This window comes from Shewanella sp. ZOR0012, from assembly GCF_000798835.1.
GTDB classification, from domain to species: domain Bacteria; phylum Pseudomonadota; class Gammaproteobacteria; order Enterobacterales; family Shewanellaceae; genus Shewanella; species Shewanella xiamenensis.
Genome location: NZ_JTLE01000094.1, coordinates 2019803 through 2045799, shown reverse-complemented (window position 1 = coordinate 2045799; position 25997 = coordinate 2019803). Strand labels below are relative to the sequence as shown.

General features: G+C 46.9%; 21 protein-coding genes and 1 pseudogene. 4 read left to right on the top strand and 18 right to left on the bottom strand.

Annotated features, from left to right (window positions below; translation table 11 throughout):
* Positions 1-4: 4 nt before the first annotated feature.
* Positions 5-1324 (bottom strand): site-specific integrase, encoded by a 1320-nt coding sequence (locus L976_RS10560; protein WP_231570494.1) that lies wholly within the window; start codon positions 1322-1324, stop codon positions 5-7.
* A 62-nt stretch (positions 1325-1386) separates the two neighbouring features.
* Positions 1387-1704 (bottom strand): annotated as a pseudogene (locus L976_RS10555) (toprim domain-containing protein); the annotation flags it as partial.
* A gap of 201 nt (positions 1705-1905) precedes the next feature.
* Between L976_RS10555 and L976_RS10550 the strand changes: the two are divergent.
* Both L976_RS10550 and L976_RS10545 read left to right on the top strand, forming a co-directional pair.
* A complete protein-coding gene (locus L976_RS10550; RefSeq protein WP_037420093.1) occupies positions 1906-2193 on the top strand; it encodes a hypothetical protein in 288 nt (95 codons plus the stop codon).
* Between the two features lie 372 nt (positions 2194-2565).
* Positions 2566-4050 carry an alanine/glycine:cation symporter family protein gene (locus L976_RS10545; protein WP_037430090.1) on the top strand — a complete coding sequence of 495 codons (1485 nt, stop codon included), beginning with the start codon at positions 2566-2568 and terminating at the stop codon, positions 4048-4050.
* Positions 4051-4163: 113 nt separating this feature from the next.
* Here the strand turns inward: L976_RS10545 and purF are convergent, their stop codons facing one another.
* The 9 genes from purF to fabB all read right to left on the bottom strand — a co-directional run bounded on the left by purF (position 4164) and on the right by fabB (position 16551).
* Positions 4164-5678 carry an amidophosphoribosyltransferase gene (gene purF, locus L976_RS10540; protein ID WP_037420099.1) on the bottom strand — a complete coding sequence of 505 codons (1515 nt, stop codon included), beginning with the start codon at positions 5676-5678 and terminating at the stop codon, positions 4164-4166.
* 181 nt (positions 5679-5859) lie between these two features.
* The gene (locus tag L976_RS10535; protein WP_011072963.1) at positions 5860-6348 is read right to left on the bottom strand and encodes a CvpA family protein; all 489 of its coding nucleotides are present in this window, start codon (positions 6346-6348) and stop codon (positions 5860-5862) included.
* 110 nt (positions 6349-6458) lie between these two features.
* A complete protein-coding gene (locus tag L976_RS10530) occupies positions 6459-7289 on the bottom strand; it encodes an SPOR domain-containing protein (protein WP_047536581.1) in 831 nt (276 codons plus the stop codon).
* Entirely contained in the window at positions 7282-8580 is a 1299-nt protein-coding gene (gene folC, locus L976_RS10525) for a bifunctional tetrahydrofolate synthase/dihydrofolate synthase (protein WP_047536579.1), read from the bottom strand. The genes L976_RS10530 and folC overlap by 8 nt, the downstream gene beginning before the upstream one ends.
* A gap of 52 nt (positions 8581-8632) precedes the next feature.
* Complete coding sequence (gene truA, locus L976_RS10520) at positions 8633-9418, bottom strand: tRNA pseudouridine(38-40) synthase TruA (protein WP_037420111.1); 786 nt, start codon at positions 9416-9418, stop codon at positions 8633-8635.
* A gap of 112 nt (positions 9419-9530) precedes the next feature.
* Positions 9531-12860, bottom strand: a complete 3330-nt coding sequence (locus L976_RS10515) for a FimV/HubP family polar landmark protein (protein ID WP_047536577.1) — start codon at positions 12858-12860, stop codon at positions 9531-9533.
* A gap of 179 nt (positions 12861-13039) precedes the next feature.
* A complete protein-coding gene (locus tag L976_RS10510) occupies positions 13040-14056 on the bottom strand; it encodes an aspartate-semialdehyde dehydrogenase (RefSeq protein WP_037420117.1) in 1017 nt (338 codons plus the stop codon).
* A gap of 2 nt (positions 14057-14058) precedes the next feature.
* A complete protein-coding gene (locus L976_RS10505) occupies positions 14059-15189 on the bottom strand; it encodes a 4-phosphoerythronate dehydrogenase (protein ID WP_047536574.1) in 1131 nt (376 codons plus the stop codon).
* Positions 15190-15339: 150 nt separating this feature from the next.
* Positions 15340-16551 carry a beta-ketoacyl-ACP synthase I gene (gene fabB / locus L976_RS10500; protein ID WP_037420122.1) on the bottom strand — a complete coding sequence of 404 codons (1212 nt, stop codon included), beginning with the start codon at positions 16549-16551 and terminating at the stop codon, positions 15340-15342.
* 138 nt (positions 16552-16689) lie between these two features.
* Here fabB and mnmC point away from each other — a divergent pair, with 138 nt between their 5' ends.
* On the top strand, positions 16690-18789 hold the full coding sequence (gene mnmC / locus L976_RS10495; protein ID WP_047536572.1) for an FAD-dependent 5-carboxymethylaminomethyl-2-thiouridine(34) oxidoreductase MnmC: 2100 nt from the start codon (positions 16690-16692) through the stop codon (positions 18787-18789).
* Between the two features lie 186 nt (positions 18790-18975).
* Here mnmC and L976_RS10490 read toward each other — a convergent pair whose 3' ends face one another.
* The 6 genes from L976_RS10490 to prmB all read right to left on the bottom strand — a co-directional run bounded on the left by L976_RS10490 (position 18976) and on the right by prmB (position 24540).
* Positions 18976-19584 (bottom strand): RNA methyltransferase, encoded by a 609-nt coding sequence (locus tag L976_RS10490; RefSeq protein ID WP_047536570.1) that lies wholly within the window; start codon positions 19582-19584, stop codon positions 18976-18978.
* A gap of 3 nt (positions 19585-19587) precedes the next feature.
* Positions 19588-19869: a YfcL family protein gene (locus L976_RS10485; RefSeq protein WP_011622202.1), complete on the bottom strand. Its 282-nt coding sequence runs from the start codon at positions 19867-19869 to the stop codon at positions 19588-19590.
* 84 nt (positions 19870-19953) lie between these two features.
* Complete coding sequence (locus L976_RS10480; RefSeq protein ID WP_047536568.1) at positions 19954-21084, bottom strand: ATP-NAD kinase family protein; 1131 nt, start codon at positions 21082-21084, stop codon at positions 19954-19956.
* Positions 21085-21147: 63 nt separating this feature from the next.
* Positions 21148-22317 (bottom strand): MFS transporter, encoded by a 1170-nt coding sequence (locus L976_RS10475; RefSeq protein ID WP_037431454.1) that lies wholly within the window; start codon positions 22315-22317, stop codon positions 21148-21150.
* A gap of 69 nt (positions 22318-22386) precedes the next feature.
* Entirely contained in the window at positions 22387-23481 is a 1095-nt protein-coding gene (aroC, locus tag L976_RS10470) for a chorismate synthase (protein ID WP_047536566.1), read from the bottom strand.
* A gap of 114 nt (positions 23482-23595) precedes the next feature.
* Entirely contained in the window at positions 23596-24540 is a 945-nt protein-coding gene (prmB, locus tag L976_RS10465) for a 50S ribosomal protein L3 N(5)-glutamine methyltransferase (RefSeq protein ID WP_037420141.1), read from the bottom strand.
* A gap of 80 nt (positions 24541-24620) precedes the next feature.
* On the opposite strand from prmB, the gene smrB reads away from it, so the two are divergent.
* Complete coding sequence (gene smrB / locus L976_RS10460) at positions 24621-25151, top strand: endonuclease SmrB (protein ID WP_047536564.1); 531 nt, start codon at positions 24621-24623, stop codon at positions 25149-25151.
* Positions 25152-25228: 77 nt separating this feature from the next.
* On the opposite strand, the gene sixA is transcribed toward smrB, so the two are convergent.
* A complete protein-coding gene (gene sixA, locus L976_RS10455) occupies positions 25229-25699 on the bottom strand; it encodes a phosphohistidine phosphatase SixA (RefSeq protein ID WP_047536562.1) in 471 nt (156 codons plus the stop codon).
* Positions 25700-25997: the final 298 nt, after the last annotated feature.

The following is a 25997-nucleotide window of genomic DNA, read 5'->3' as shown; positions in this document are numbered from 1 at the left end:
ACCATTATCCTTTAAAAATAACATCTAAAGATTTTTCATAGATTTCATTTGCACTAATATCTTGTCGGCAAAACTTCAGATATACTAAAAGTGTACTTCTAGATTTATGTCCCATTACAGACTGTAGATAATCAAGAGCATCCCCCTCCTTAATCCCATTATTCAAAAGTTCATTTAGTCTATTTACTGCATATGTTGAACGGAGGTTATGAAATTTATGAACAAAGCTTGGATGTTTCAATTTAACAGAATTCCGTAACTCACCCCATCTTGCATTAAATGTTCTTGATGCATAATAATCTCCATTCTGTGAAATAAAAAGAGGAGGATTATCTATTTCTTCTGGATTATTCAGTTCGAAAAGTTTCCTGCGCTTAATATAACGATTAGAGTTTATATATTGATGTAGCTGCAACATCAATAATGATGGAACTTCAATAGTTCGGCTAACAGATCCTTTAGTTCCTACACCATCTTGTGGTGAAATATGAACACCATCAGTATTAATTAAATATTTTTTACTAAGCTGTTCACTTGTTGGCTTGTAAATAAATTTAGACCTGAATGTAGTCAATTCTTCTCTACGCAATCCAGTATATCTTACAAGTTGAACAGCAAGCTTAAACTCTTGCGATAAATTAACAAACTTAATACCTGACTGAACCTTCCCGTCAAAACGACATATATCCTCGACCAAACTCCATTCATGTTCACTCAGAGGAACTAACTCTCTAGATACACCACCATGACTAGTATCTGCAGGTAAGTTAAGTCTAATATCAGTTGAGTTCACAAAGATAAATCTATCTCGAATATACTCATGCCCACCATCTGCTTTAACCTTTATAGTTTCATAGTTAAATGGTTTATTTTCAAAGAAATATCCTTTAGCCAAATAAAATTTGTAAAAGTTAACTACTGATCCTATGTAATTATTTGCAGTTGTTCGCGAGAAAAATCCATTTTTTACAGCATCTTTCAAATATTTACTAAACTTATATGTAGGCCTATTTCTAGATATAATAGGCATCTCATCCCAATCACAACCAATATCATTTAGAAAAATAAAATAATGTAGTAAGGCTTGTGCTTGAGTGTTAACTTTTTTTCTATTACGAGAAGATTTCAAATAGATAAGCCAATTATTTACAATTGATACGGGTTTTCCATTATCTTGGTAAAGCAAAGGGATATCCAAAACTTCATAACCAGCGCCATCAAATCTAAAACTGATTTCACCAGTGCTTAAATTAACTTCTTTAGATAAATTTTGATCCACCCTTAGGCGCGGAACTGTCCAGATAATGTAATTAATAGAGTCCATATTTCACACTTTTCCATATTCAACCGTAACAACGCTTTTTAATTACTAAATCGTAACAGTACACGATCGGGATCACCCGCATTCACTAAGGTATCGGCCTGTTTTACCAGCTTTTTAAGTACAGTGAGTTGGCTACGGGTCGCGGCCTTAGGTTTAAGCTGCCACTTCTCGGGCACTATGGGTAAATGCTCAAACTTCCACGATTTGAACTCGGGGTTATAGGCATCGGGCTCGGCCTGTTCAAGCAAATGCCCAACACACCAAGACACGCAGTTTCCTTGGGCGTCTTCAATAAACCCGTCACCTTTTTTGTGGGGTTTTGGTAGCACATCGGCGATGGCACGCCCAAGGCTTGGTTTTTCAGCAATATAGAGGATCATATCTACATTAAACACTGGATATAATTACAGTGTAATTTAGCCCAAAGCAGACAATAGTGCAAACAGCCTTCTTTAGCTCAAGAGCCAATTTAGCTCGTTAAGCTCTAACTGAACACTAAAGCTGTGTAAATTTAGTTGAGAATCATTCTCATCTAAATTTATTATTCCTTCCATCACTTAAAGAGGAATCAGGAAAAAGAGATGAATACACTGACCTTGCCCTATCATGCTAAACCCGCATTCAAACCAGCATTAGTATTAAGATTCAATCAATTAATGCTATTTCATAGCCTCTTATTACTGGCATTAAGTCTGCTTTGTGGGATGGGTCTTGAAACATTAAATCTTGAGGTTCCGTTCCTCTCTTGGGCTTTTATCCTGTTTCTACCTGTAGCTGTAAGTCTATCTTTGCTATTAAAACATCGCGTTAGCCGCCGTAGCCTGGCATGGCTCTTTGGACTGTGGATGCTGTTATGGCTGGTAATTTAAGCCAAGTTTTCTTTGCCTTGCACAAATACCGTCCCCGCTATCCACTGTGGCTGAGTTAATAGTCTCAATCAATTCGCCTTATCTCCCCCGCTTTTCTCAATGATTCAAGTTGCTAGATTACAAATCTCAATGCAGCAGAGATAACACGCTGCAAAATAAAGCTCCTCAGTAACCCCATCAAATAAAGAACGTTAAATTATCAAATATTTAACAACTTTAGCTATGAAGTAACTAAAAAAATCGTTATGTTGAAGCTCTTGGACGCACACACGCGTTTTAACCTTAGGCCTAATTGGCTGTTTAGTACCCAAAATCACCTAAAAAAATCTTAAAAACTCTGCAAAAAACAACAGAATATTGGAGTTGAATTATATGAATGAGATTGTTAATGCGGTCAACAATATCGTCTGGAGTCCCGCGCTCGTTTATCTTTGCCTCGGTGTAGGACTCTTTTTCTCCCTGCGCTCACGCTTTTTACAGTTACGTCATTTACCCGAAATGATCCGTCTAATGTTTGATGGCAAAAGCACCGATGCTGGCGTGTCTTCCTTCCAAGCTTTAGCCATGACCTTAGCCGGTCGTGTTGGTACTGGTAATATCGCTGGTGTTGCCACGGCGATTACCTTTGGTGGCCCTGGCGCTCTTTTTTGGATGTGGATGGTAGCGTTTCTGGGCGCAAGCTCAGCATTCGTTGAATCCACCTTAGGCCAAGTCTACAAAGAAAAAATCAACGGTGAGTACCGCGGCGGCCCCGCCTTTTATATTGAAAAAGGCTTAGGCATGAAGTGGTACGCTTGGACATTTGCCATTGCGACCATTTTTGCCTGCGGGATTTTACTGCCAGGGGTACAAGCCAACTCCATTGGTTCAAGCTTAAAAACCGCCTTCAATATTGACCCTAATGTCACAGCAGCCATTCTTGCGATGCTATTAGGTTTTATTATTTTTGGAGGGGTGAAACGGATTGCGCAGTTCGCCAGTACTGTAGTGCCTTTTATGGCGCTCGGCTATATCATTGTCGCCTGCGTGATTATCGCCCTTAACATTGGCCAGCTGCCCGATATTATTCTGTTGATCCTAAAAAGCGCCTTCGGACTCGATGCAGGCTTTGGTGCGATTTTAGGTCTTGCGATTATGTGGGGGGTAAAACGCGGTATTTACTCCAACGAAGCGGGTCAAGGTACTGGGCCGCACGCTTCTTCTGCCGCCGCAGTGAGTCATCCAGCCAAACAGGGGTTAGTGCAAGCCTTCTCAGTGTATGTTGATACCCTGTTCGTCTGCTCAGCCACTGGCTTTATGCTGCTGATCACAGGCCTGTATAATGTGCAGGGCCCTGATGGCGCAGCGCTTTATACCGGGATTGCGGGGATTGCGGCGGGCCCTGGTTATGTACAAACCGCAATGGAAAGCATGATGCCAGGCTTTGGTAATATGTTCGTCGCCGTTGCGCTATTCTTCTTCGCCTTCACCACCATTGTGGCCTACTACTATATTGCCGAAACAAACATCGCTTATATCAATCGCAAAGTGAATCGTCCTTGGCTTACAGTGGTACTGAAAGTCGTGCTCATGGCCTCCACAGTCTATGGCACAGTGAAAACCGCAGACTTGGCTTGGGGGATGGGTGATATTGGTGTGGGAATTATGGCGTGGTTAAACATTATTGCCATTATTCTCCTGCAAAAAATTGCCTTCACTTGTCTTAAAGATTATGAATCTCAACAAAAACAAGGTATTGAGCCACAGTTTGATCCTGAAAAACTCGGTATTCACCATGCGGACTATTGGGTTGAACGTAAAAATGCGCAGGATGAGCTAACACAGAGCCAATCCAACGAGAATCCAAAAATCTCCTAAGGCTTAAAATTCCAAACAAAAAGCCAGTGACTTATCACTGGCTTTTTATTGTGTATTTTAAAGTGTGCCGACGCTTAACGCCAAGCACACTCTTTCATCTTAAGCGTTTCGTCTTATGGATGGCAGACGTTGTGTAACTCAAGGTTAGTGCCAATATCCTTATTGCGGTCAGCTTTGGCATCATCGTTACGAAGCTGCGTTAAATGATCGAGATAGGACTGATCAACGTCGTTGGTGATGTAGTGACCATCAAATACTGACGTTTCGAAACGTTTGATCTCTGGGTTTTCCATTCTCACCGCTTCGACCAGATCCGGCAGATTTTGGAAGATAATGCCATCGGCGCCGATAAGCTTAGCAATTTCATCGGCATCACGGCCGTGTGCGATAAGCTCATTCGAGGTTGGCATGTCGATACCGTACACGTTTGGGAAACGAATTTCCGGTGCAGCCGAAGCAAAGTACACTTTCTTTGCTCCTGCTTCACGGGCCATCTCAATGATTTGCTCTGAAGTAGTACCACGTACAATGGAGTCATCGACTAACAGGACATTCTTACCTTTAAACTCAGTGTTGATGGCATTGAGTTTACGGCGTACCGATTTTTTACGCTCTTGTTGGCCAGGCATAATAAAGGTACGGCCGATATAACGGTTTTTCACAAAACCTTGGCGGTAAGGTAAGTCCATGCAACGGGCGATTTCTAATGCGATATCGCATGAGGTTTCCGGAATTGGGATCACCACGTCAATATCATGGTCGTACCATTCTTTTTTGATCTTTTCACCGAGCTTGGCACCCATGTTCACGCGGCTGGCGTAAACCGAGACATTATCGATAGTAGAATCTGGACGCGCAAAATACACAAATTCGAAGATACAGGGCGAGTAGCTTGGCTCTTTTGCACATTGGCGAGTGTAAAGATTACCGTCGAGGGAAATATAAATCGCTTCACCCGGCGCGACATCACGCATCACTTCAAAGCCGACAGCATCGAGTGCTACACTCTCAGAGGCAACCATATATTCAGTGCCAGTTGGGGTTTCGTGCTTACCCAGCACTAAGGGGCGAATGCCGAAAGGATCGCGAAACGCGACTAAACCTTGGCCAACAATCAACGCCACAACGGCATAAGCGCCACGGGCTTGTTCATGCACTTTAGCGATAGTGTCAAACACTTCATCAGCCGTCAGTGCTAAGCTCGTGGTTTTTTGTAGCTCATCGGCGAGCAGGTTTAACAACACTTCGGAGTCGGATGTGGTATTCACATGGCGACGCTTTTTAATCAGGCCTTCGGCTAATTCAAGCGTGTTGGTTAAGTTACCGTTATGGGCTAATGAAATCCCAAATGGCGAGTTAACATAGAAAGGTTGCGCCTCTGACGCGCTGGAACTGCCAGCAGTAGGATAACGCACATGACCAATGCCCGCATTGCCCTGTAAGCGCTGCATGTGTTTGACTTCAAATACGTCTTTGACCAGACCATTGGCTTTACGTAGTCTGAAAGCACCACGATCAACGGTGACAATACCTGCCGCATCCTGACCTCTGTGTTGAAGCACAGTCAGTGCATCATAAATGGTCTGATTAACCGATGATTGGCCAACTATTCCGACGATACCACACATGGGTAAGCTTCCTCATTGTAAGATGTTCTATGCCCTTTCATGTGAAATATAAGTAAAACACGAAGTAACTGCCCAGCCATTTGAGCAGCGACCTTCGCCTCGATTTGAGTCTGCACCAATAGCGCGACAGAGTTCAAAGCTGACTTATTTTTCATCACTTAGGATAAATTTATTGTCTTTTTTATAGTTTGGGTACAAAGCTGGAGGTGTTTTCCAAATAGTTAAAGAACCACTGGATGACAACGCCAAATTCGGGCACTAATACAGAATCCTTCCACCATTGGGCGTTAGGTGAGCCTGTAAAAGCATCCATAAAAAACAGCAGCGCGCTGACAATCAACGCGCCCCTAATAGCACCGAAACACAGACCTAAAAGTCTGTCAGTGCCAGATAATCCGGTTTTAACCACTAATTGCCCTATGATGTAATTGATAAGGGCACCGAGTATTAATGTGGTGATAAAAAGAATGGCTATAGAAACGCCATTGCGCAGCATCTCATCGTTCATTTGTGTCAGATGGATGGCGAGGTCTTGATAAAATTGACTGGCAACAAAGAAAGCAGCAAACCATACCACTAACGACATGGCTTCTTTGGCAAATCCACGGATCAGACTAATAAGAGTCGATAACCCGATAACGAAGATGATAGCGTAATCAATCCAAACCATTGAGATGGCTTTCCAGCATAGGCTTTAAGACGGCGCGATTCTACCAGAGACTGAAACGATTCTCACCCCTAGAGAGGTAAATAAATTATTTCAGCCTCGGCAGTTCTGCATTAAGATTCCAACGGATTAAAAGGCACAATCCGACCTTTTAAACGTGTCAGACTTTCAACTTCTTCTTGTATTTTCTTCAACTTAACTTCTGACACATCTGGCCCCACAAACACTTTAGTCAACACGCCATCCTTTGGTGTGTCTGGAATTGTGTACGCCTTGTAACCGCTTTTACGCAACTGCGCCACTAGCGCTTTCACATTGGCGGCATTACTAAATGCGCCCAGTTGCAGGGTAAGTCCGGGCTTTAATGAATCACGACTCACCACTTTTATGCCATCGTCTTTGGCAGGTTTTGCAGATTCAGTTTTCGCCGTTTCGGCCTTAGGCTTTTCAGCTTTTGCAACCGTGGTTGGTTTAACCTCTGGCTTTTTAGGTTCGGTTTTAGCTATCGCAGGCTTAGGTGCATCTTTTTTAGGTTCAGACTTTGCCGTTTCAGTTTTTGCCGTTTCCTTCAACTCAGCCTTGGCATCAGTTTGTACGGCCTGTGGCTTAAGTTGCTCCTTAGCCGCAGCTTGCACGGGTTCAGATGCAGATTCAGGTTTAGACTCTGGCTTAGCATCCGCGCCCACTGCCTGCGCTAATGTCGCCTCATCATTGGGAGAAGGCTCTTCTGGCATAACATCTTTGCCATCCACGTCTTGCGCAGATAGCACTTCAAACGTGTCATCGGCATTTTTATGCGCTATCGCGGTAGGACGTAAGGGAATTTCGGCAAATTGCTCCTCTTGCCGCTCCTTCTTACCGTCTAAAATATCCGGCAAAAAAATCACCCCGAGGGCGACCAGCACCACAGTGCCGACTAATCGATTATGAAACTGGCTAGACAAAACGGTTATCCTGCTTAAAGAGAGACTTAAAACCTGCCACAGTGTAAAAGGAGCCAAACACAATTACCACATCATCGGGTTGAATTTGCGCTTTTAATGCCGTCCAAGCCGTGGCGATATCCTCGAATTCGAGGGCCTTGCAGTCTTGAGCTAATGTTTGACGTAGCAAGCTGGCATTAGCGCCACGCTCGCCCTGTAAACTCACTAAGTACCAAGTGTCAATTAAGGGCGAAACCACAGGTAATACGCCGCCAATATCCTTATCCTTTAGCATACCGCACAGGGCAAACACTCGCTTACCCGCGACGATGGGCGTGAGTTGCTTGACTAAAAACCTTGCAGCATGTGGATTATGAGCCACATCGAGTAAAATCAGTGGCTGCTCATTGACTTGCTCCAAACGTCCAGTTAAACGGGCGCTGCTGATGCCTTTGGCAATAATATCGGCAGCAATATGTGGCCAACCCTGTTCGACAATGGCAATCACTGTCGCAGCATTGGGTAATGGCAATGTGGGGAGACTAAGCTGTGTTAATTTAAGTACTTGCCCTTGATAGTCCCAAGTGTTGCCATTTTGCTGATAGGTAAATTCTGTCCCGACTCGATACAACTTGGCGCCTAGGTGTTGGGCGACATCATTGACGGTATGGGGCAAGTTTGGCTCGCCGACAATGGCAGGTTTTCCTTGGCGAAAAATCCCCGCCTTTTCGCGGCCAACCAGCTCACGGGTATTACCCAAATACGCCTCATGGTCTAAATCAACCGAGGTCACGACGCTGATATCAGCATCAATCATGTTAGTGGCATCTAAACGGCCGCCAAGACCGACTTCTAAGATCACCACATCCAGCTTGGCCGCTTTAAATAGGATTAAGCCCGCCAAGGTGGCATATTCGAAAAAGGTCAGCGAAATCTCGCCACGTGCCGCTTCAATCTGTTCAAAAGCCGCTACAAAGGCGTCATCGCTGGCGTCCTGACCGTTGATGCGCACCCTTTCATTGTATTTGAGCATATGGGGCGAGCTGTAGACGCCCACCGTCAACCCTGATAAACGCAGGATGTTCTCTAGCATGGCGCAGGTCGTGCCTTTACCATTGGTGCCAGCAACAGTGACAATTTGACTAGGCCCTAAATCCAATACATTAAGGCGCTCGGCAACCTTAGAAACCCGAGTTAATCCCATGTCGATTTCGGTTGGGTGAATCGATAATAAATACGCGAGCCATTGATCCAGTGGCGCGTTTGCTCCTGGCGCAACTAAGGCTGTCAATTCACTTGGGGCTATGGTCATCGGTTATTTCCTTCCTTCGAAACGCATTTAAGCTCTGCCACGATAAAAGCCATTAATCCAACATAAACAATGGCCCAAGCGCTAACTTTGGCAATTGATATTGCTCCGGATATGTCACATCCACAAGATAAAGTCCGTTCGGTTTAGCCGTTGCCGCGGCTTGATTTCTATCTTTTAATGACAACAGATCCGCCATCCAAGTCAATGGCTGGTTGCCAAGCCCAATCTCCAGCAGCGAACCGACAATATTACGCACCATATGGTGCAAAAAGGCGTTGGCAGATATATCGACGATCACATACATGCCCTGACGCGTCACTTTAACGCTGTGCACATTGCGAAACGGGGTTTTAGATTGACATTGAATAGCACGAAAACTGGTAAAATCCTGCTCGCCGAGCAGCGCCTGCGCCGCAATATGCATTTTATCAACGTCGATATCACCATGATAATGGCTGACGCCGTGGCGTAGGATCCCTGGGCGAAGATTATGATTGTAAATCACATAGCGGTAACGTCTAGCCGTGGCCGAAAAGCGGGCATGGAAGCTCTCATCTACCTCTTTTACCCAGCGTACGGCAATATTATCGGGTAAATTGGCATTTACACCTAAGGTCCAGGCACCTTCGTTACGTACGGCGTTGGTATCAAAATGCACTACCTGCCCCGTTGCATGAACACCAGCATCGGTTCTTCCTGCACAAAACAAGCTAATGGGCTCGTTTGCCACCTTAGACAAGGCTTGTTCTAATTGCCCTTGTACTGAATCGACTTCGGCCTGACGCTGCCAACCAAAATAGCCACTGCCGTCATATTCAATACCTAATGCAATCCGCATCACACATCCTCACAATTAATTTAGCGGCGCATTTTATCACAGCAGCCCGTAAAAAAAACGGCGCTGTGAGCGCCGTTGATCGTTAACATTAAAGCTTAATGCCAGTTCAAACTTAGCCGATCTCTTTAAGTAAACGAGCCGCTTCGTCCTGTTGACGCTCATTACCATCAATTTGAACTTCACGGAGTAGCGCTTTGGCGCTGTCACTGTCATCGATTTCGATATAGGCACGGGCCAAATCGAGCTTAGCGTTAACAGAGTTCTCTTCATCGTCTACATCAATCATGGCTGCATCACCAATCAGAGCACCCACATCACTCATCTCCACATCCATTTCAGGATAGAGATCTGTTTCGGTGTTATCCTGCTCGGCGTCGTTAAGCAGTTTTTCAATATCGATATAGCCATGTTCGTTTTGGAAATTAGTCAAATCATGCTCAGGTACAAACTTCTTCGACTGACGTGACTCCTGCGCATCTAGCGCTGCTAATGCTTCATCGACCGTGAGAGTATGCTCATCATCGAGGGCAAAGCTATCTTCTGGTGTTAATACCTCATCATCTTCAACTTCGGTATTGGCACTAAAAGCAGCAAGCACATTGTCGTCACTTAAATCGATATCGTCATCAGTATCTAAGTCTGCCCTGAAAGCAAACTCATGAGCGACATCCTCATCAACAATATCATCATCTTTGTCAGTGATAAGCTCGAATGTAGGCTCGACCTTATCAATCGGTTCGTCTAAAACAAATTCCAGAGGTTGACGCGGGGAAACCGCCTGCGGATCGACAGCGATAGGATCCACGGGTGCAACAGGTTCGGATTTAGGACTGTCAGTTTGTGCGCTAGACGTAGGCGCAAAGTTAAGCTCAGTGTCCCAATCCAGTACATGGGGATCTTTACTCTTGTTAGCTTTTAAGTCGTTAAAGAAAGAAGCCTCTTTCTCTTTAACTTTTGCCGCGGCGGCAGCTGTCGCAGCCGTTAAAGCTGCTGTGGCGAGTACCGTATTATCCGCTTGATTATCAGCATCGAAACCGGTAAATGTTGGCTCAATTGCGGTTTCGTTTGGATTATGATCTGGGCTCTTCGCAATCGTATCGCTAAGCTCAAAGGTATCATCCGTACCATCAATCGCATGGGCAGCACCGATGCCCTTGAGTAAGCCTTCATCCTCGAGCTTATCATCTGTCTCAGGGTAGGTGGTTTCGAGGTCGAAATTAAACTCATCCGCGTCGGCTTCAGCCTGCTCTGGCACATCAAATTCGGCGAGAAGAGATTCGAGATCATCATCTGCAGACGATAACTCTTCAGGTAATGCCGTTTCGAGCTCTGCTGCCAGCGTATCGTGAGGGATGTCGGATTCATCGCTAGACGTTTGTTGTTCCGCCGAATTTTGGGCCTCAAAACCTGCGAGCAACTGGTCAAGATCATCATTGACTGGTAGGTCGGTGTTTAGTTCATCTTCCAATTCGGCAGCAATGGCTGCTGCAAGCGCAGGATCATGCGCGGTTGGTGCATCCAAACCTGCGAGCAGAGAATCAATATCGTCGGATTCAATGACACCGATATCATTAAGTTCAGTATCTAATTCTGCGGCGATTTCATCGCTTAAATCAGGCTCTGGCGCTGCGGGTTTATCAAAATCTGCCAGTAACGCATCAATATCGTCGGTTTGCGCGACCCCTAGCTCTGCTAACTCATTATCTAATTCAGCAGCAATTTCATCGCTAAGATCGGATGCTGTAGCGGTGTTTTCCTTACCATAATCCGCTAATAATGCATCGAGGTCGTCCTCAGCCACTGGCTCAGATACCGAATCGGTCATTTCAGATTGATTAAACCCGGCGAGCAAGGCATCAATATCATCTTCAGCCGTTTCAGTTAACGCTATATTTTCAAGTTCATTATCTAATTCCGCAGCAAGCGATGCGGCTAAATCTTGATCGGTATCTAACTCTGCCGCATCAACCACCTCTGGGTCGGCTGGAATATCAAATCCCGCTAATTCATCAAGGTTCTCATTAGTAGATGGCGCATCAGGCTCTTCGGAGCCAAGCCCTGCCAATAATGCATCAAGATCCTCTTCTTCGAGAATATTACCTGATTTGGGTTTTTCTTCTTCCGCAAAGGCTTCCTCTTGGTCGCCCATGGCCTCAGCCCAGAGATCATCTAAGGATTGGCCTTCGTCCTCTTCAAATTGTGGTTCTGCCGCAGTGTTAACACCTGGGTCAATAAACATTTCAGAAGCGATGTCCATCTGCTCATGGCCATCGGTCATTTCATGCTCGGGTTGTAAACTCACGCTACCGACATCTAATAAGCTATCGATGGAATCGGCATGGTCAGTGTCTAAATGCACAGCCATATCGTCAAGATCATCGTCATCCATCGCCAGCACTGATGCTCCCGTTGCCACACCAGCAGCACCTGTCGCCATGGCTACCTGCTGGGCTGCTAACTCACGGCGTTCTTTATTACGCTTACGACGAAGCATCCAGAACACAAGCAGCAGTAGTAACAATGCAGGGACCACCGCTGCTGCAACCAATAGCAGCGGATTATTTATCAAGTTTCGCCATAGATCTTCAGGCTCAGTAGGCGTTTGCGGCTGCGCATCGGTATCTGATGGGGCTTGAGCAGCTTCCACCTCAGCCTTCAGTGCAAGATTTTGCTTTTTACTCGCCTGTAAGGTTTCCTCTAATACCGCAATTTGTTGGTTTAAATCCTCAATTTTGGCTTTAAGGGCTTCAACATCGGCATTTCTTACCGCGAGCTGATCTTGTGCTCTGGCTAACTCATCAGTTAAGGATAAATTTTTGCTCTCCGCGGCCTCAAGGCGAGTATTCACATCGGAACTCACCATTTTCGGCGCAGCGGGTGGCGTCGCAACGGCATCCGTTTTAGCAACTTCGGTCTTAGCCGCTTCGGGTTTAACATCGACTTTAGGTTGAGGCTCTACCTTAGGTTTATTTTCAACTACAGGAGTAACAACTGTCGGTTTAGTTACCGGTTTAGGCGCCGCTTTTGCGGTATTACGGACTTGCTTATCGCTGCGTTCGGCACGGGCAATCGCTACACTATTAGGAATGGATAACATCACTTCTTTCGAAGGGATCAGCAAAATCATGCCACGTTCGAGGCTATTGTAACTGTCGGAGTTAAACGCATGGGGGTTGGCATCAAATACTGCAGCCATGACTTGATAAACACTGACACTGGCATCGGGACGGACTTTTTGCGCAATACTCCAGAAAGTATCTTTAGCGGTCGTTGGCCCATATTGATGATTGACCTGACGGATTTGTCCATCTGGTCCCATGATTTTTAAAGGTTTTATTTTGGGAGTATCGGCAGCTATCGCAGGATCAATAAAAGAGGTCGTGGAAAAAACAGCTAAAACGGTGGCCATCAGGCCCACAAGATACGAAGTGCGAAATTTCATCAATCCTTCCCTTTGAAGCGCTATTTAAGTTATCTCGCTGATAACAGGCTTTAGGCAATTGTATTTATTGAGATTACTATAAACTAGAAATCCCAGCCCTGCTACTGTTCACAATTGTAAAACAAAAAAAGCCTGCTGGCAGCAGGCTTTTTCATTGGGCATCAATTGCTACTTAAGACTTAGTAATAATCTCTCACTAAAATCTCGGCAATTTGCACACTGTTTAAGGCTGCGCCTTTACGAATATTATCCGACACTACCCAAAGATTAATACCGTGAGAATGGGAGATATCCTTACGCACACGGCCCACATAAACAGGATCGGTACCCGCTGCATGGGTCACAGCCGTTGGATATTCGTCATCGGACTCGAACAATACCACTCCTTCGGCATTACGCAGTAAAGCTTTAATATCTTCTGCATCGGCAGGTTGTCGAGTTTCGATGTGAACCGCTTCAGAATGGCCATAGAATACCGGCACGCGCACAGCAGTCGCGTTAACGAGAATGTCATCGTCACCAAAAATCTTCTGGGTTTCCCAGACCATTTTCATTTCTTCTTTGGTGTAGCCGTTGTCCATAAATTTATCAATTTGCGGCAATACGTTAAACGCGATTTGCTTTGGATAAACTTCAGCGTCAGCAGGCAGACCTTGCAGCAGCTTAGTGCATTGTTTTGCCAGTTCTTCAATCGCTTTTTTACCCGTACCAGAGACCGATTGATAAGTCGCCACGTTAATACGACTGATGCCATAAGTGTCGTAAATCGGTTTTAGAGCCACCAGCATTTGGATGGTCGAGCAGTTCGGGTTGGCAATAATATTACGGTTGCGGAAATCAGCAATCGCATGGGGGTTAACTTCAGGCACAACCAATGGAATATCAATGTCATAGCGGAAGTGAGAGGTGTTATCGATCACCACACAACCCGCTTCAGCAGCGATAGGCGCCCACTTGGCCGAGACATCACCACCGGCAGAGAAGAAGCCTAACTGCGCTTGGCTCCAATCGAAGGTTTCGACGTCCAAAATGGTAACTTGTTTGCCATGGAAGCTGACCGTTTCACCGGCGCTACGGCTACTGGCTAAAGGATATAAGTTCGCAACCGGGAAGTTACGCTCTTCGAGGATCTCAATCATTGTTTGACCCACTGCACCCGATGCACCTAAAACGACAACATTAAATTCCTGCGACATAATTACCGACCGACTCCTGAAAAACCTAAATTGGACAACCAATCTACCTCAGATTGGCCGTGATAAGCCAGCGCCAATGCACTAAATTCGCGTCGATGTTTGTGATTTTTTCTCATAGTGTCGAAGCCATTCTCCTTTGCAAAGCCATTTCGGAATACGGCATCGTCATCACGCAGGTCGTAGACGAATCTTGCGAGCTGTAATAGGGCTTTTTCATCGGGGACTTGTTCGAGTTCAACCGCCTTAAAATGAAATGGCGGCAATAGCTCGGATAAGCGTTTAGTGGCCGGAATGGCTAACAACTCACACAATTTTTGGTACAGCATAAAAGTGCCACGAGCCTTACCTTCTAAGCTGTAACCGGCGATATGCGGAGTCGCAAACTCAGCAAAAGGCACTAGCTCCGGCATGGGATTCGGCTCCCCTTCCCAAACATCGAGCACCAATTTAAGATCATCCCTTTGCTGCTTTACCTTAATTAAGGCTTGATTATCAATCACATCACCACGGCAACAGTTCACCAACCACGTATTAGGTTTAAGACTCATTAGGCGCGCTTCATCGAATAAATGCAGTGTCTTATGCTCGCCAGAGCGAGTGATGGGCACATGTAGGCTGATGATATCCGCTTCATGTAATAGGGTCTCAAGGCTCACAAAATGACGGGGATCGCCTTCGGCCGCTTTGATGGGATCATTGAGTAATACCTTAATGCCGTAGGCTTCGAGACATTTAGCCGTTGCGCTACCAGTATTGCCCGCACCGATAATCCCCACAACTTTACCCTTGAGCGGCGAGTTAAACCGCGCCGCCAGTTCTAACATCGCAATAAAGGCAAACTCCCCGACAGCGGTCGCATTACAGCCGGGCGCATTCGAAAAGGGAATGCCACGCCCAGCAAGGTAGGCCAGATCCACATGATCAGTCCCTATGGTGGCGCTGCCGACAAACCTAAGTTTTGGATTGGCATCTAACAGTGCGGCATTGACTCGGGTGACCGAGCGCACCAGCAGCACATCGGCATCTTGCACCTGCTCAGGCGTTAATGTGCGGCCATTAACTGGAATTATCTCGCCTAACGCCCCAAATAAGGGTTCGACATAGGGCATATTTTCATCGACAACAATCTTCATGGGGACCTTTCTGATAAAAATGGGCTAGAGAGTGAGTAGCCAAGGATTCTAGCAAGACTCTGATCATAAACCCAATCCCTGAGTCGCATTGCTCAATTTTAGCTAATAAAAAAGGAAGCCGAAGCTTCCTTTTTTAACAAAAATAATAGTTTACTTATATTTGCGCATCACTAACGTTGCGTTAGTGCCACCAAAACCAAAGCTGTTGCTCATCACAGTGTTTAGCTCTGCATCGCGGTATTCACGCACGATTGGCATGTCCTTCGCAGCTTCATCTAAGTTATCGATGTTGATGCTTGGGGCAATAAAGCTGTTTTCCATCATGATTAAGCTATAAATCGCTTCATGTACGCCTGCGGCGCCTAATGCATGACCCGTCATAGACTTAGTCGATGCAATCGGTGGACACTTGTCTTTAAAGACTTCACGTAGTGCTTCTAATTCACGCACGTCACCTACTGGAGTAGAAGTACCGTGGGTGTTGATATAGTCAATTGGTGTGTCCACATCGGCCAGTGCCATTTGCATACAACGCACCGCACCTTCGCCAGACGGAGCCACCATATCGTAACCGTCTGATGATGCACCATAACCAATCACTTCAGCATAAATCTTCGCACCACGAGCCAGAGCGTGCTCTAACTCTTCAACGATTAAGATACCGCCACCACCAGAGATAACGAAACCATCACGGTCAGCATCATAGGTGCGAGAGGCTTTTTCTGGAGTGGCATTGTATTTAGTCGATAGCGCGCCCATCGCATCGAAGCCCATGGTCAGAGTCCAATCCACTTCTTCCGAACCGCCCGCAAACACCATATCTTGCTTACCCATTTGGATAAGTTCAACGGCGTGACCGATACAGTGAGCACTGGTCGCACAGGCTGAACTGATTGAGTAGTTCATACCTTTAATTTTGAAGGGTGTCGCTAAACAAGCGCTGGCCGTGCTCGACATAATGCGTGGCACGATATAAGGCCCCACGCGTTTTACGCCTTTTTCGCGTAGAATATCAGCCGCTTGCACTTGGTTAGAAGACGAAGCGCCGCCTGTACCCACAATCAACCCTACGCGAGGATCTGAATATTGCTCTTCAGTTAACTGAGCATCCTTAATGGCTTCTTGCATTGCAATGTAAGCATATGCCGCAGCATCGCCCATAAAACGCAGCGCTTTACGGTCAATCAGCTCTGAAGGATCTAATTTGATATTGCCCCATACATGACTGCGTAGTTGCATTTCTTCAAACTGAGCGGAATGTGTAATACCACTACGGCCCGCTTTAAGTGACTCAGTCACTTCTTGCTTGTTATTACCGATACTTGAAACAACACCCATTCCGGTGATCACGACTCTTTTCATTTTATTGCTATCCATTGTGTACATGTCAGTACCTACTTTTTGCTGAGCCAATAGTATCTGTTTTGCTTCAATTAAGTGGTCAGCTTTCCATAAAGGCGGGTAAAATAATGCCTAATATGAGACCGAGAGTATATTTCTTTGACTGCTAAGCCCCAAAAATCTTACCAATTTAAGCGTGATTACCCGCAACTAATCAACCTTTATCCCCAATGCGCATTGACTACTGCACAGTCTCTGGACAATTTTACTCTCCTTCAACTCTCTCGCTTACCGACGCAATCAACTCAGCTCATTCAGGGCTTGCACGTCATGGGGCAATGGGGATTAGGCGATGGACTCGAGCTACTCTCTTTACTGCACCACTGGCAAACGCATACTCAACCTCAAGGCAAAACGCGTCTGTTAGTCAAAGTGTTTGAGCCCAATCCCATTAACGATTACGAACTTAAATTACTTTGGGATCAATCGCAAAGTTTAATTTCCAAGCCTCATTTACAACCCATTGCCAATGCCATACTTAAGGCAAAGCCTGCGCGCATTATAGGGTGCCAGAGATTAATTTTTGATGACGGCCTAATCACAGTCGATTTGCATTTTGGCGATCTGAACACAGCACTTAGCCAACTCCCCCACAGTACTTCTCATCCCATTCAGCAATGGCTGGTTTTGCCGCATTTACCTGCGCAGCTAAATGGTAAGCAGCTCTGGCAAATGGCGCGCTTGAGTGCGGATGATGCCCTACTGATTGGGCTTAATCTTAGTGAAACAGCACAGCACCTTGCCCACAGTTGCGGCTTTAGCACGCTTGACGTCAGACAAGACGCTCTGAATGAAAATGTCTGCGACTCACTGCGAAGCCAGATTATCAGCGACAAGATTCTGATCCATGAGCGTAAATTGCTGCGTCAACAAGCCGATACCGTTCAGGCATTTACCCCAAAACCTTCGGCACTCGCCACTAAAGAGCAGCCAATTGCCATCATAGGCGGGGGACTCGCGTCAGCGCATCTAATGCTATCACTCGCCGAACGAGGCCAAAGTAGCATATTGTTTTGTAAGGATAATGAGTTAGGCCAAGGCGCGTCTGGTAATCGCCAAGGGGCGATCTATCCCCTACTCACGCCAGAAAATGATGAACTTAGCCGTTTTTTCCAACAGGCGTTTCTATTCAGTCGCCGCCGAATCGAGGCGCTGAGTCTTGCATCAACGATGGGCACGAACGGAACATCTGGAGTGACACCAATTTCCCATGATTTTTGTGGTGTGCTGCAAACGGGTCATGATGAGCGCAGCCAACAACGGCTCGATAAAATCATCCAAAGCCAAGACTGGCCGGAGGAAATCGCCTACGCCGTTGATGCGAATGAAGCCAACGAGATTGCCCGAATAGGTATTGATAAGGCTGGATTTTTCTATCCCCTTGGGGGCTGGGTATGCCCATTTGAATACGCCAAAGCCGCGGTAGATAAGGCCTCGCAGCTTGCCAATGTGCAGTGCCATTTCAATACCGAGATCACCGAAATCGAGTGTGATGCAAAGGCTTGGTATCTCCACAGTCAAGGCCAACGTTTTGGACCATTCCGCCAACTCGTACTCGCCAATGGCGCGCAACTCACCCAATTTTCGGCCAGTGAGCGGTTACAGATAAGTCCGTTTCGCGGCCAAGTGAGCCACGTCCCCGCCCAATTTAAGCTGAGCCAACTGGCGACAGTGTTATGCGCCAACGGTTACCTCACGCCGAGTCATCAAGGCTTGAATTGCCTCGGCGCCAGCTACGTAAAAGCAGCAGAGCACCTCGATTTTTGCCCGCAGGAGCAACGGGAAAACCTGGGGAAAATGCAAGAAAGCTACCCCAATCAAGCCTGGGTTGACGATATCGACATCAGCGGCAATAGCGCCCGAGTTGGCGTGCGCATGGTAACGCGGGATCATTTCCCTATGATGGGCTGCGCGCCCGATGTGGCTGAAATATTGGCGCGCTATGAACAGCATCAACTCAATCAGCAGCAGGCCGAACAAAGCAAGCATTATTGGCAAACAACCCAGGCTCCGATCCTCGATGGCCTTTATATCCTAGGTGGTTTAGGGTCGCGGGGGCTAAGTTCAGGGCCGTTGGCGGCCGAATGCTTAGCGGCACAATTAACCGGTGAGCCGCTTCCACTGGATTGGCCAACCTTAAATAAACTCAACCCAAATCGGATGTGGTTACGCAAATTACTAAAGGGTAAAGCACTTTAGTAAAGAGCACTTTAGTAAAGTGCGGCCTGAGTGAAAACTAGTTGATTAAAACAAAGGCTTATCATTGAATGCTAATCAGGCTTGCATCTAATCGCACCAGTGATTGGCAGCCCAAAACAAAAAAGGATTAAGCAGTGCTTAATCCTTTTTGTATTTAGACTGAGCATTAACTATTAAGCGTTAACCCTAGAGCGAAGTACCCTGCTTAGTCGTTTTTACTCGAGTGCGATTATTGTTGTCGCGACTTTGACGGATCAAGGCATCACCATCGAACTCGGTTTGAGCTGATACTTGCTCACGATGGGCTTTCGCTAATCTATCGTACAGCAGCACATTGACCGACGCAGCCAGATTCATACAGCCTACAGTCGGCACATACACCACGGCATCCGCTCTATCGATAATCTCTTGGCCAATGGTGCCATCCTCAGGGCCAAACACATAAAAGGCTTTCTCGGGATGCACAAACTCCGGCAAAGGCGTCGCCCCTAGGACTAAATCCACGCACACCAGTTTCGTGTCAGAGGGGAGCGCATCGAGTAAGGAGGCCACTCCAGTCAATGGAATCCGCTCGGCGGCGCTCTGCGTATCGGCGTTATATTGCTGCGGCCCACGGGCGGCATATTCATAGCGTTTACCCGTGTAAAACACCGCATCGACACCATAACACCCCGAAGCGCGCATAATGCCGCCTACGTTCGTCGGAGTTTTCGGATTGACTAGACCGATATAAACCGCTTGCTGCCCCTCAGGTTCAGCCATGGCATCAACCGAAGTCGTCGTGGATATACTCATTAATTAGGCCGCTAAATGACTAACAATCTTGCCATGTAATTGTGTCCAAGCCGCTTCCACTAATGCAAAATCGGCATCATTTAATTCTTGGCGCGCCAGTGCTAAACAGTCGGTCATTTTTTCAAGTAAGGCTTCTAACGTGCTCTCGCCTTCGTCTTCGAGTTGCGATAACACCACCGCCACATGGCCTTGCAGATAACCGCAGGCAAATAAGGCGTCGTCATCACCATGGCTTACGACAGACTCAATCCACTGTTCTAGTGCTTCTTCATACTGCTCTAACATCGGGTCAAACTCTCCAATAACGTATTTCGCCCAAATGGCCGCTGGCCCCTCGGTGCTTGCAATCTCCGAGGAGAATAAATCTGATTAGTCGGGGTTGGCCACCTGATACATCACATAATCATGGTAACCCGTCGTCACTTTGTAATAGCCACAAAGCTCACGATCTAATTGAGGGTCGCCACTATCCACAATTAAGGGGCGTCCTTCAAGTGCTTTTAGCTTAGTTTTTGTGGCGAGGATAATAATATTGTCCTTACCGAGGCGGCGGATCAGCTCTGGCGACAACTGCTGGTTGCCACGACCGAGAATATGCCCCTGCCCGCCAATCAAGGTAATAACCAGTTTTGCCGGCTTATCTTGAGTAAAGTCGAGCAACTGCTTGGCGGTTAAATCACTCGCCACCAAGGCTTTATCTTGAATAAGATCAACCCCCAACAGGGTGTTATCGAGCCCAAGCTCTTCCATTACAAAGGCGACCGTGCTGCCCGAGCCCATAATGTACAGCTCGTCTTCCATTTGCTGGATAACATCGGCGGCAATATCGGCAAGCACGAGCTCATCGACCTCTTTTCCGCCCATCTTTACTGCTTGTACATAACGGGGTTCAGCGGGCACTAATAGCTCACCAAAGCGTTTGGCGCGCACCGTGCCTTGGCGAAAAGCTACTTCATCGATATCCATCACATCGGCACTCATCAGGCTGACTAACTCACCCTCAAGCAACATTTTGACCACCATACCCGCAGCATGGGGCGTGATGCCGTAAACACCTGAATGGATTTTTACTCCAGCAGGAACACCAAGCACGGGTAATTTATCGTCGATAACGGCTTGTTCAAACACGCTATACACATCACGCGCCGTGCCATCGCCCCCCGCAAACAGTAATAAATCCAACGGTTCGTTCAGCAAGGTACGCACTACGGCTTGCGTGTCGACGGCTTGGGTTTTATCCGGAGTTTGATACACCACACGGGTGTTAAAACCTAAGGCGTTGGCGGCATCCTCCCCCATCACACCTGAGGCGGTAATGATTTCGATATCTTTGGCAAAAGGGGCAATCACTTCTAAGGCTTGCATCATACGCTTTATCGCCTTGGGCTCGGCGCCTAAGGCAAGGGCTTCTTCTGCCACGCCATCGCTGCCCTTAAGACCCACACTGCCACCTAAACCCGCCAGTGGATTGATGACTAAGCCTAAACGAAACCGGATCACCTTAACCTCCCTTGTTAATTATTCTAGTTTTTACAATGAGTTACTTTCAAAATCAATATAAGCTTATGCAGCAACCGCTTGCGCCCTATCCTTAGGGATCAAAAATACCGCTAACATGGCCGCAAAGGCACAGGCCGCCGCAAATACCCAAGACCATACAGCGCCGCTACCATCACCCCAGATATAACCGCAAATCCAAGTGCCGAGTGCGCCGCCAACCCCAAAGCTTAAGCTGGCATACAGGGCTTGCCCTTGGCTGCGATGACTGGCATCAAAATTTCGATGCACAAATTGAATCGAGGCCGCATGGGTCAAGCCGAAGGTGAACGCATGCAGCACTTGGCTTAAGCCCAGCAATAACATGCTCTCTACGCCAAAGGCGACCAACAACCAGCGCACGGCGGTCATGGCAATACTGACGACAAGCAAGGTATTGACGCCATAACGTCCAAGCAAGCGAGGCGCAAACATAAACATCACGATTTCGGCCATTGCACCGAGGGCGACAAAAATCCCCGCGGCCGCTTCGGTATAACCCGCCTGCTTAAGATAGAGCACAAAGAAACCGTAAAAAGGCCCTGCGCTCATCTGTAATAACATCGCCGACACCATGAACCACAGAATGGGTTTAGTCCATTTAAGTGGCTGGCGCTCTTGTCCTTGTGGGCGCATAGCCCGATTGGCTGGCAATGGCAAGGCACACACCAGCATCCCTGTAAACAAAACTAAACCAATATAGGGCAACACCTCGGTGCCCCATTGACCAATGGCAAAACCGGCGCCGACCACTAAGCAGATATAGCCAATGCTGCCAAAGCTGCGGATTTGTCCATAGCGGCTGGCATTTTCACCTAAGGTTTCGAGGGTGATCACCTCAAGCTGCGCCAAAATCGCGTTCCAGAAGAAGGTATACAGCGCAAGGCTGAGCGCCATATACACAAAACCACCGTGGTAGAAAAAGCTTAAATACGCCAGCATCGCCGCGCCCGCGCCCATCTTAACCAATTCAGAGCGCATGCCTGTGCGATCGGCCACCTTCGCCCACACATTGGGAGCCACGATACGGGTCGCCATTAAAATCGCGAGCAAAAAACCGATTTCTTGAGGGTTAAATCCCCGGTTTTCGAAGAAGACCCCAAGGTAAGGGATCATAGTGCCGAGAATTGAAAAGAAGAAAAAATAACAGGCACATAGCCAGCGTAACTGCTGGCTTGTGCTAGAGATTGTAGGCATTAACGCATTCCATTTATTACACAGCCGCTATGCATCTTTATTCCATGCAGACTGTCTCATTCATCGCGCCTATCTCATGCCGAGAATCGGTGTATGACTGCGAACATCCTGATTTTGAGCTCTGTGTCTTAACAGATGATCCATCAACACAATCGCCAGCATAGCTTCGGCGATCGGTACCGCGCGGATCCCGACACAGGGGTCGTGACGACCTTTAGTCACCACTTCTGTCATTTCACCTTGGGCCGTCATGCTTTGACCCGGCACACTGATACTCGAGGTCGGTTTTAATGCGATATGAGCAATAATAGGTTGACCCGATGAGATGCCGCCGAGGATGCCGCCCGCATGATTAGATTCAAAACCCTGCGGCGACATTAAATCGCGCCCTTCTGAGCCCTTTTGCGTCACAACCCCAAAACCATCACCAATTTCCACGCCTTTTACCGCGTTTATGCCCATTAAGGCATGGGCGATGTCGGCATCGAGCCTATCGAACACAGGCTCACCCAGTCCAACAGGCACGCCCGTCGCCACCACCGAAATTTTTGCACCAATGGAATCACCGGATTTTTTCAGCTCGCGCATATACTCATCCAGCGCCTCGAGCTTAGTCGCATCGGGGAAGAAAAAGGCGTTCTGCTCGATTTGACTAAAATCGAGGGTCTCGGCACTAATCGGTCCAAGTTGCGACATATAGCCTTGGATATTAATCCCATGCACTTGCTTTAAATACTTTTTCGCCACAGCGCCTGCAGCAACCCGCATAGCGGTTTCGCGTGCCGATGAACGGCCGCCACCACGGTAATCACGCAGGCCATACTTTTGCTGATAGGTGTAATCGGCATGTCCTGGACGGAATAAATCTTTGATATTGGAATAATCTTGGCTGCGCTGATCGGTGTTTTCGATCAAAAGCCCAATGGAGGTGCCCGTGGTTTTGCCCTCAAACACACCGGATAAGATCCGTACTTCATCAGGCTCACGACGCGCGGTGGTATAACGGGATGTGCCAGGACGACGGCGGTCTAAATCATGCTGCATATCGGCTTCGGTGAGTTCGAGCCCTGGTGGGCAACCATCAATAATACAACCGAGCGCCACACCGTGACTTTCACCAAAGGTAGTCACCACAAAATTTTGACCAATACTGTTTCCAGACATCCGCTTTTTACACCTTAAATGATTTGCTTATCGCTCCGCGCCCAGCAATGGCTGGACAATTCTTTTTCCCGCTGCAAGCCTAACTGGCAGCGGGAAAAGACTCAACCTAATTTATTATTGCGCGTCGCGATAAATAGCAAAAAGCGATTGATGTTCGACCAGTTGGTCGCGCGTCAACACAAACACACCGTCACCGCCGTGTTCAAAGTTAACCCAGGTAAACGGCACTTCAGGGAATTGCTCCATCAGATGCACCATAGAGTTACCCACCTCAACCACTAAAATCCCTGTTGGTGTCAGGTATTGAGCCGCATTCGCTAAAATGCGTTTGGTTAAGTCAAGGCCATCACGACCGGAAGCTAACCCAATGGCTGGCTCATGGTGATATTCATCTGGCATATCGCCGATGTCTTCTTCATCAACATAAGGCGGATTAGAAACAATCAAATCGTATTGTGGACCTTCAGGAATGGCTGAAAACAGATCCGATTGCATCGGGAAAACTCTGTCCATCACCCCTAAGGTTTCAACGTTGATTTGCGCCACATCGAGGGCATCTTCGCTGATATCGAGCGCATCGACCTCTGCTTCATCAAATTCGTAGGCACAGGCAATCGCAATACAGCCACTGCCAGTGCATAAATCTAAAATACGATTAACGGGTTTGCCATATAACCAAGGACCAAAGCGATTGGCAATCATCTCGGCGATAGGTGAACGAGGTACCAATACGCGCTCATCCACATAGAATTCAAGCCCTGCAAAGCGCGCTTTATTGGTTAAATAAGGCACAGGCAAACGCTCACGTACGCGGCGAATGATCAGCTCAACGATTTTGTGTTTTTCACTGCTGGTTAAGTTACTTAAAATCACTTGTTGACCGATTTCTTCGGGCAAGTGCAGCGCATGAAACACTAATGCGATGGCCTCATCCCACGCGTTATCCGTCCCGTGGCCATAGTACACATTGGCATCATTAAAGCGGCTCACCGCCCAACGCAACATGTCACCTATGGTGCGTAACTCTGTCACAGCTTCATCTACAAAGATCTTATCCAAAACGCTCTCCCGCTTGTGTGTTCGTAAACATTGTAACTGAACTCTGTTCAGAAACCATAGGATTCAATAGAATACCCGCCATGAATAAAGACGATGATAAAGAAGGCATGGCGATGTTTTCGGCGCTGATCGAGGGGATAAAACCTATCGACCAAGATAAGCGGCATTTTCGCACGCCCCTAAAAACCAAACAGGAAATAGAACTGAAAGAGCAGCAACTGCATGCTGACAGTTATTTCTCAGATACTTATCAACCTCTGCTGCCCGTTCAGGGGCCAATGCGTTGGCTCGACGAGGGTGTCGACAGTCTCGAGCTTAAACGCTTAAGACGAGGTGATTACCAACCGGATTTATTGCTGGACTTACACGGTTACCGCCAATCCGAGGCTAAACTCGAACTCGCGGCGCTGATCCAAGCCTGCGTAAAACAGCAAAGCCAATGTTGTTGTGTGATGCACGGTTACGGCACTGGCATACTAAAACAGCAGGTGCCTATATGGTTGGTGCAACATCCTATGGTAAAAGCCTTTCATCAGGCCCCCAAAGAATGGGGTGGCGATGCGGCGTTATTGGTACTGATTGATATTGGTGACCAGCCCCATAGACGTTAAGTTATCCAACTTTATAAAAAAAGCATGCTAAAACAAAGGGCCCACATCTGTGAGCCCTTTGTTTTATATTGAATTTATTAACTAATACTATGAGGAGCATGCTGCCACACAAGAGAGGCTTGCTCGGCATGTTTATCGATTAATGTAATCCCAGAGGTAGCAAACAAAGGCGGTTCAACACCCGCTACCAACTCACTCACCAAATAACCTAACAACGGCATATGGGAAATCACCAACACTTTATCGGCCTTATACAATTCGGCATAGGCCAAAATTAATGCGGCAACATTAGCAGGATCGCCAGATGGCACGAGATCATCGGCAACCAGCCATTTGCGCGGCTCAGGAAAATGTTGACTCAATGTTTGCCAAGTTTGCTGAGCCCGTAAGTAAGGACTAACCAAAACAAGATCAAAATCGCTGACGCTTCGGGCTAACCAGTTGCTCATTAACACTGTATGGTGTCTTCCAACATCGGTTAACGTTCTATCCCTATCCGACTGAGCATTAAATCCAGCATCACCATGTCGCATCAAAAATAGCTGCATACGTCTCTCGTTACCCATACTTGTTTTTGTTTTATCCCAATTGTAGCCCTAAAATGGATTTCGACAAACCTTGCAAGAGTTAATCTTTAGTCGATAAGCACAAGAGATATTTGCCAAAAACCATTAAGACTATCAATATATAACAAGCCATCGTCATCGGAGTGTCTCTTTGCAAGCCTCTCAGTCTATTTACAAAAGTCCAAACGATCATCGCCAGTACCGTTATCTCGTGTTAGATAATGCGCTGCGGGTATTATTGGTGGAAGATTTGGACGCTAGCCAAGCCGCCGCCTCCATG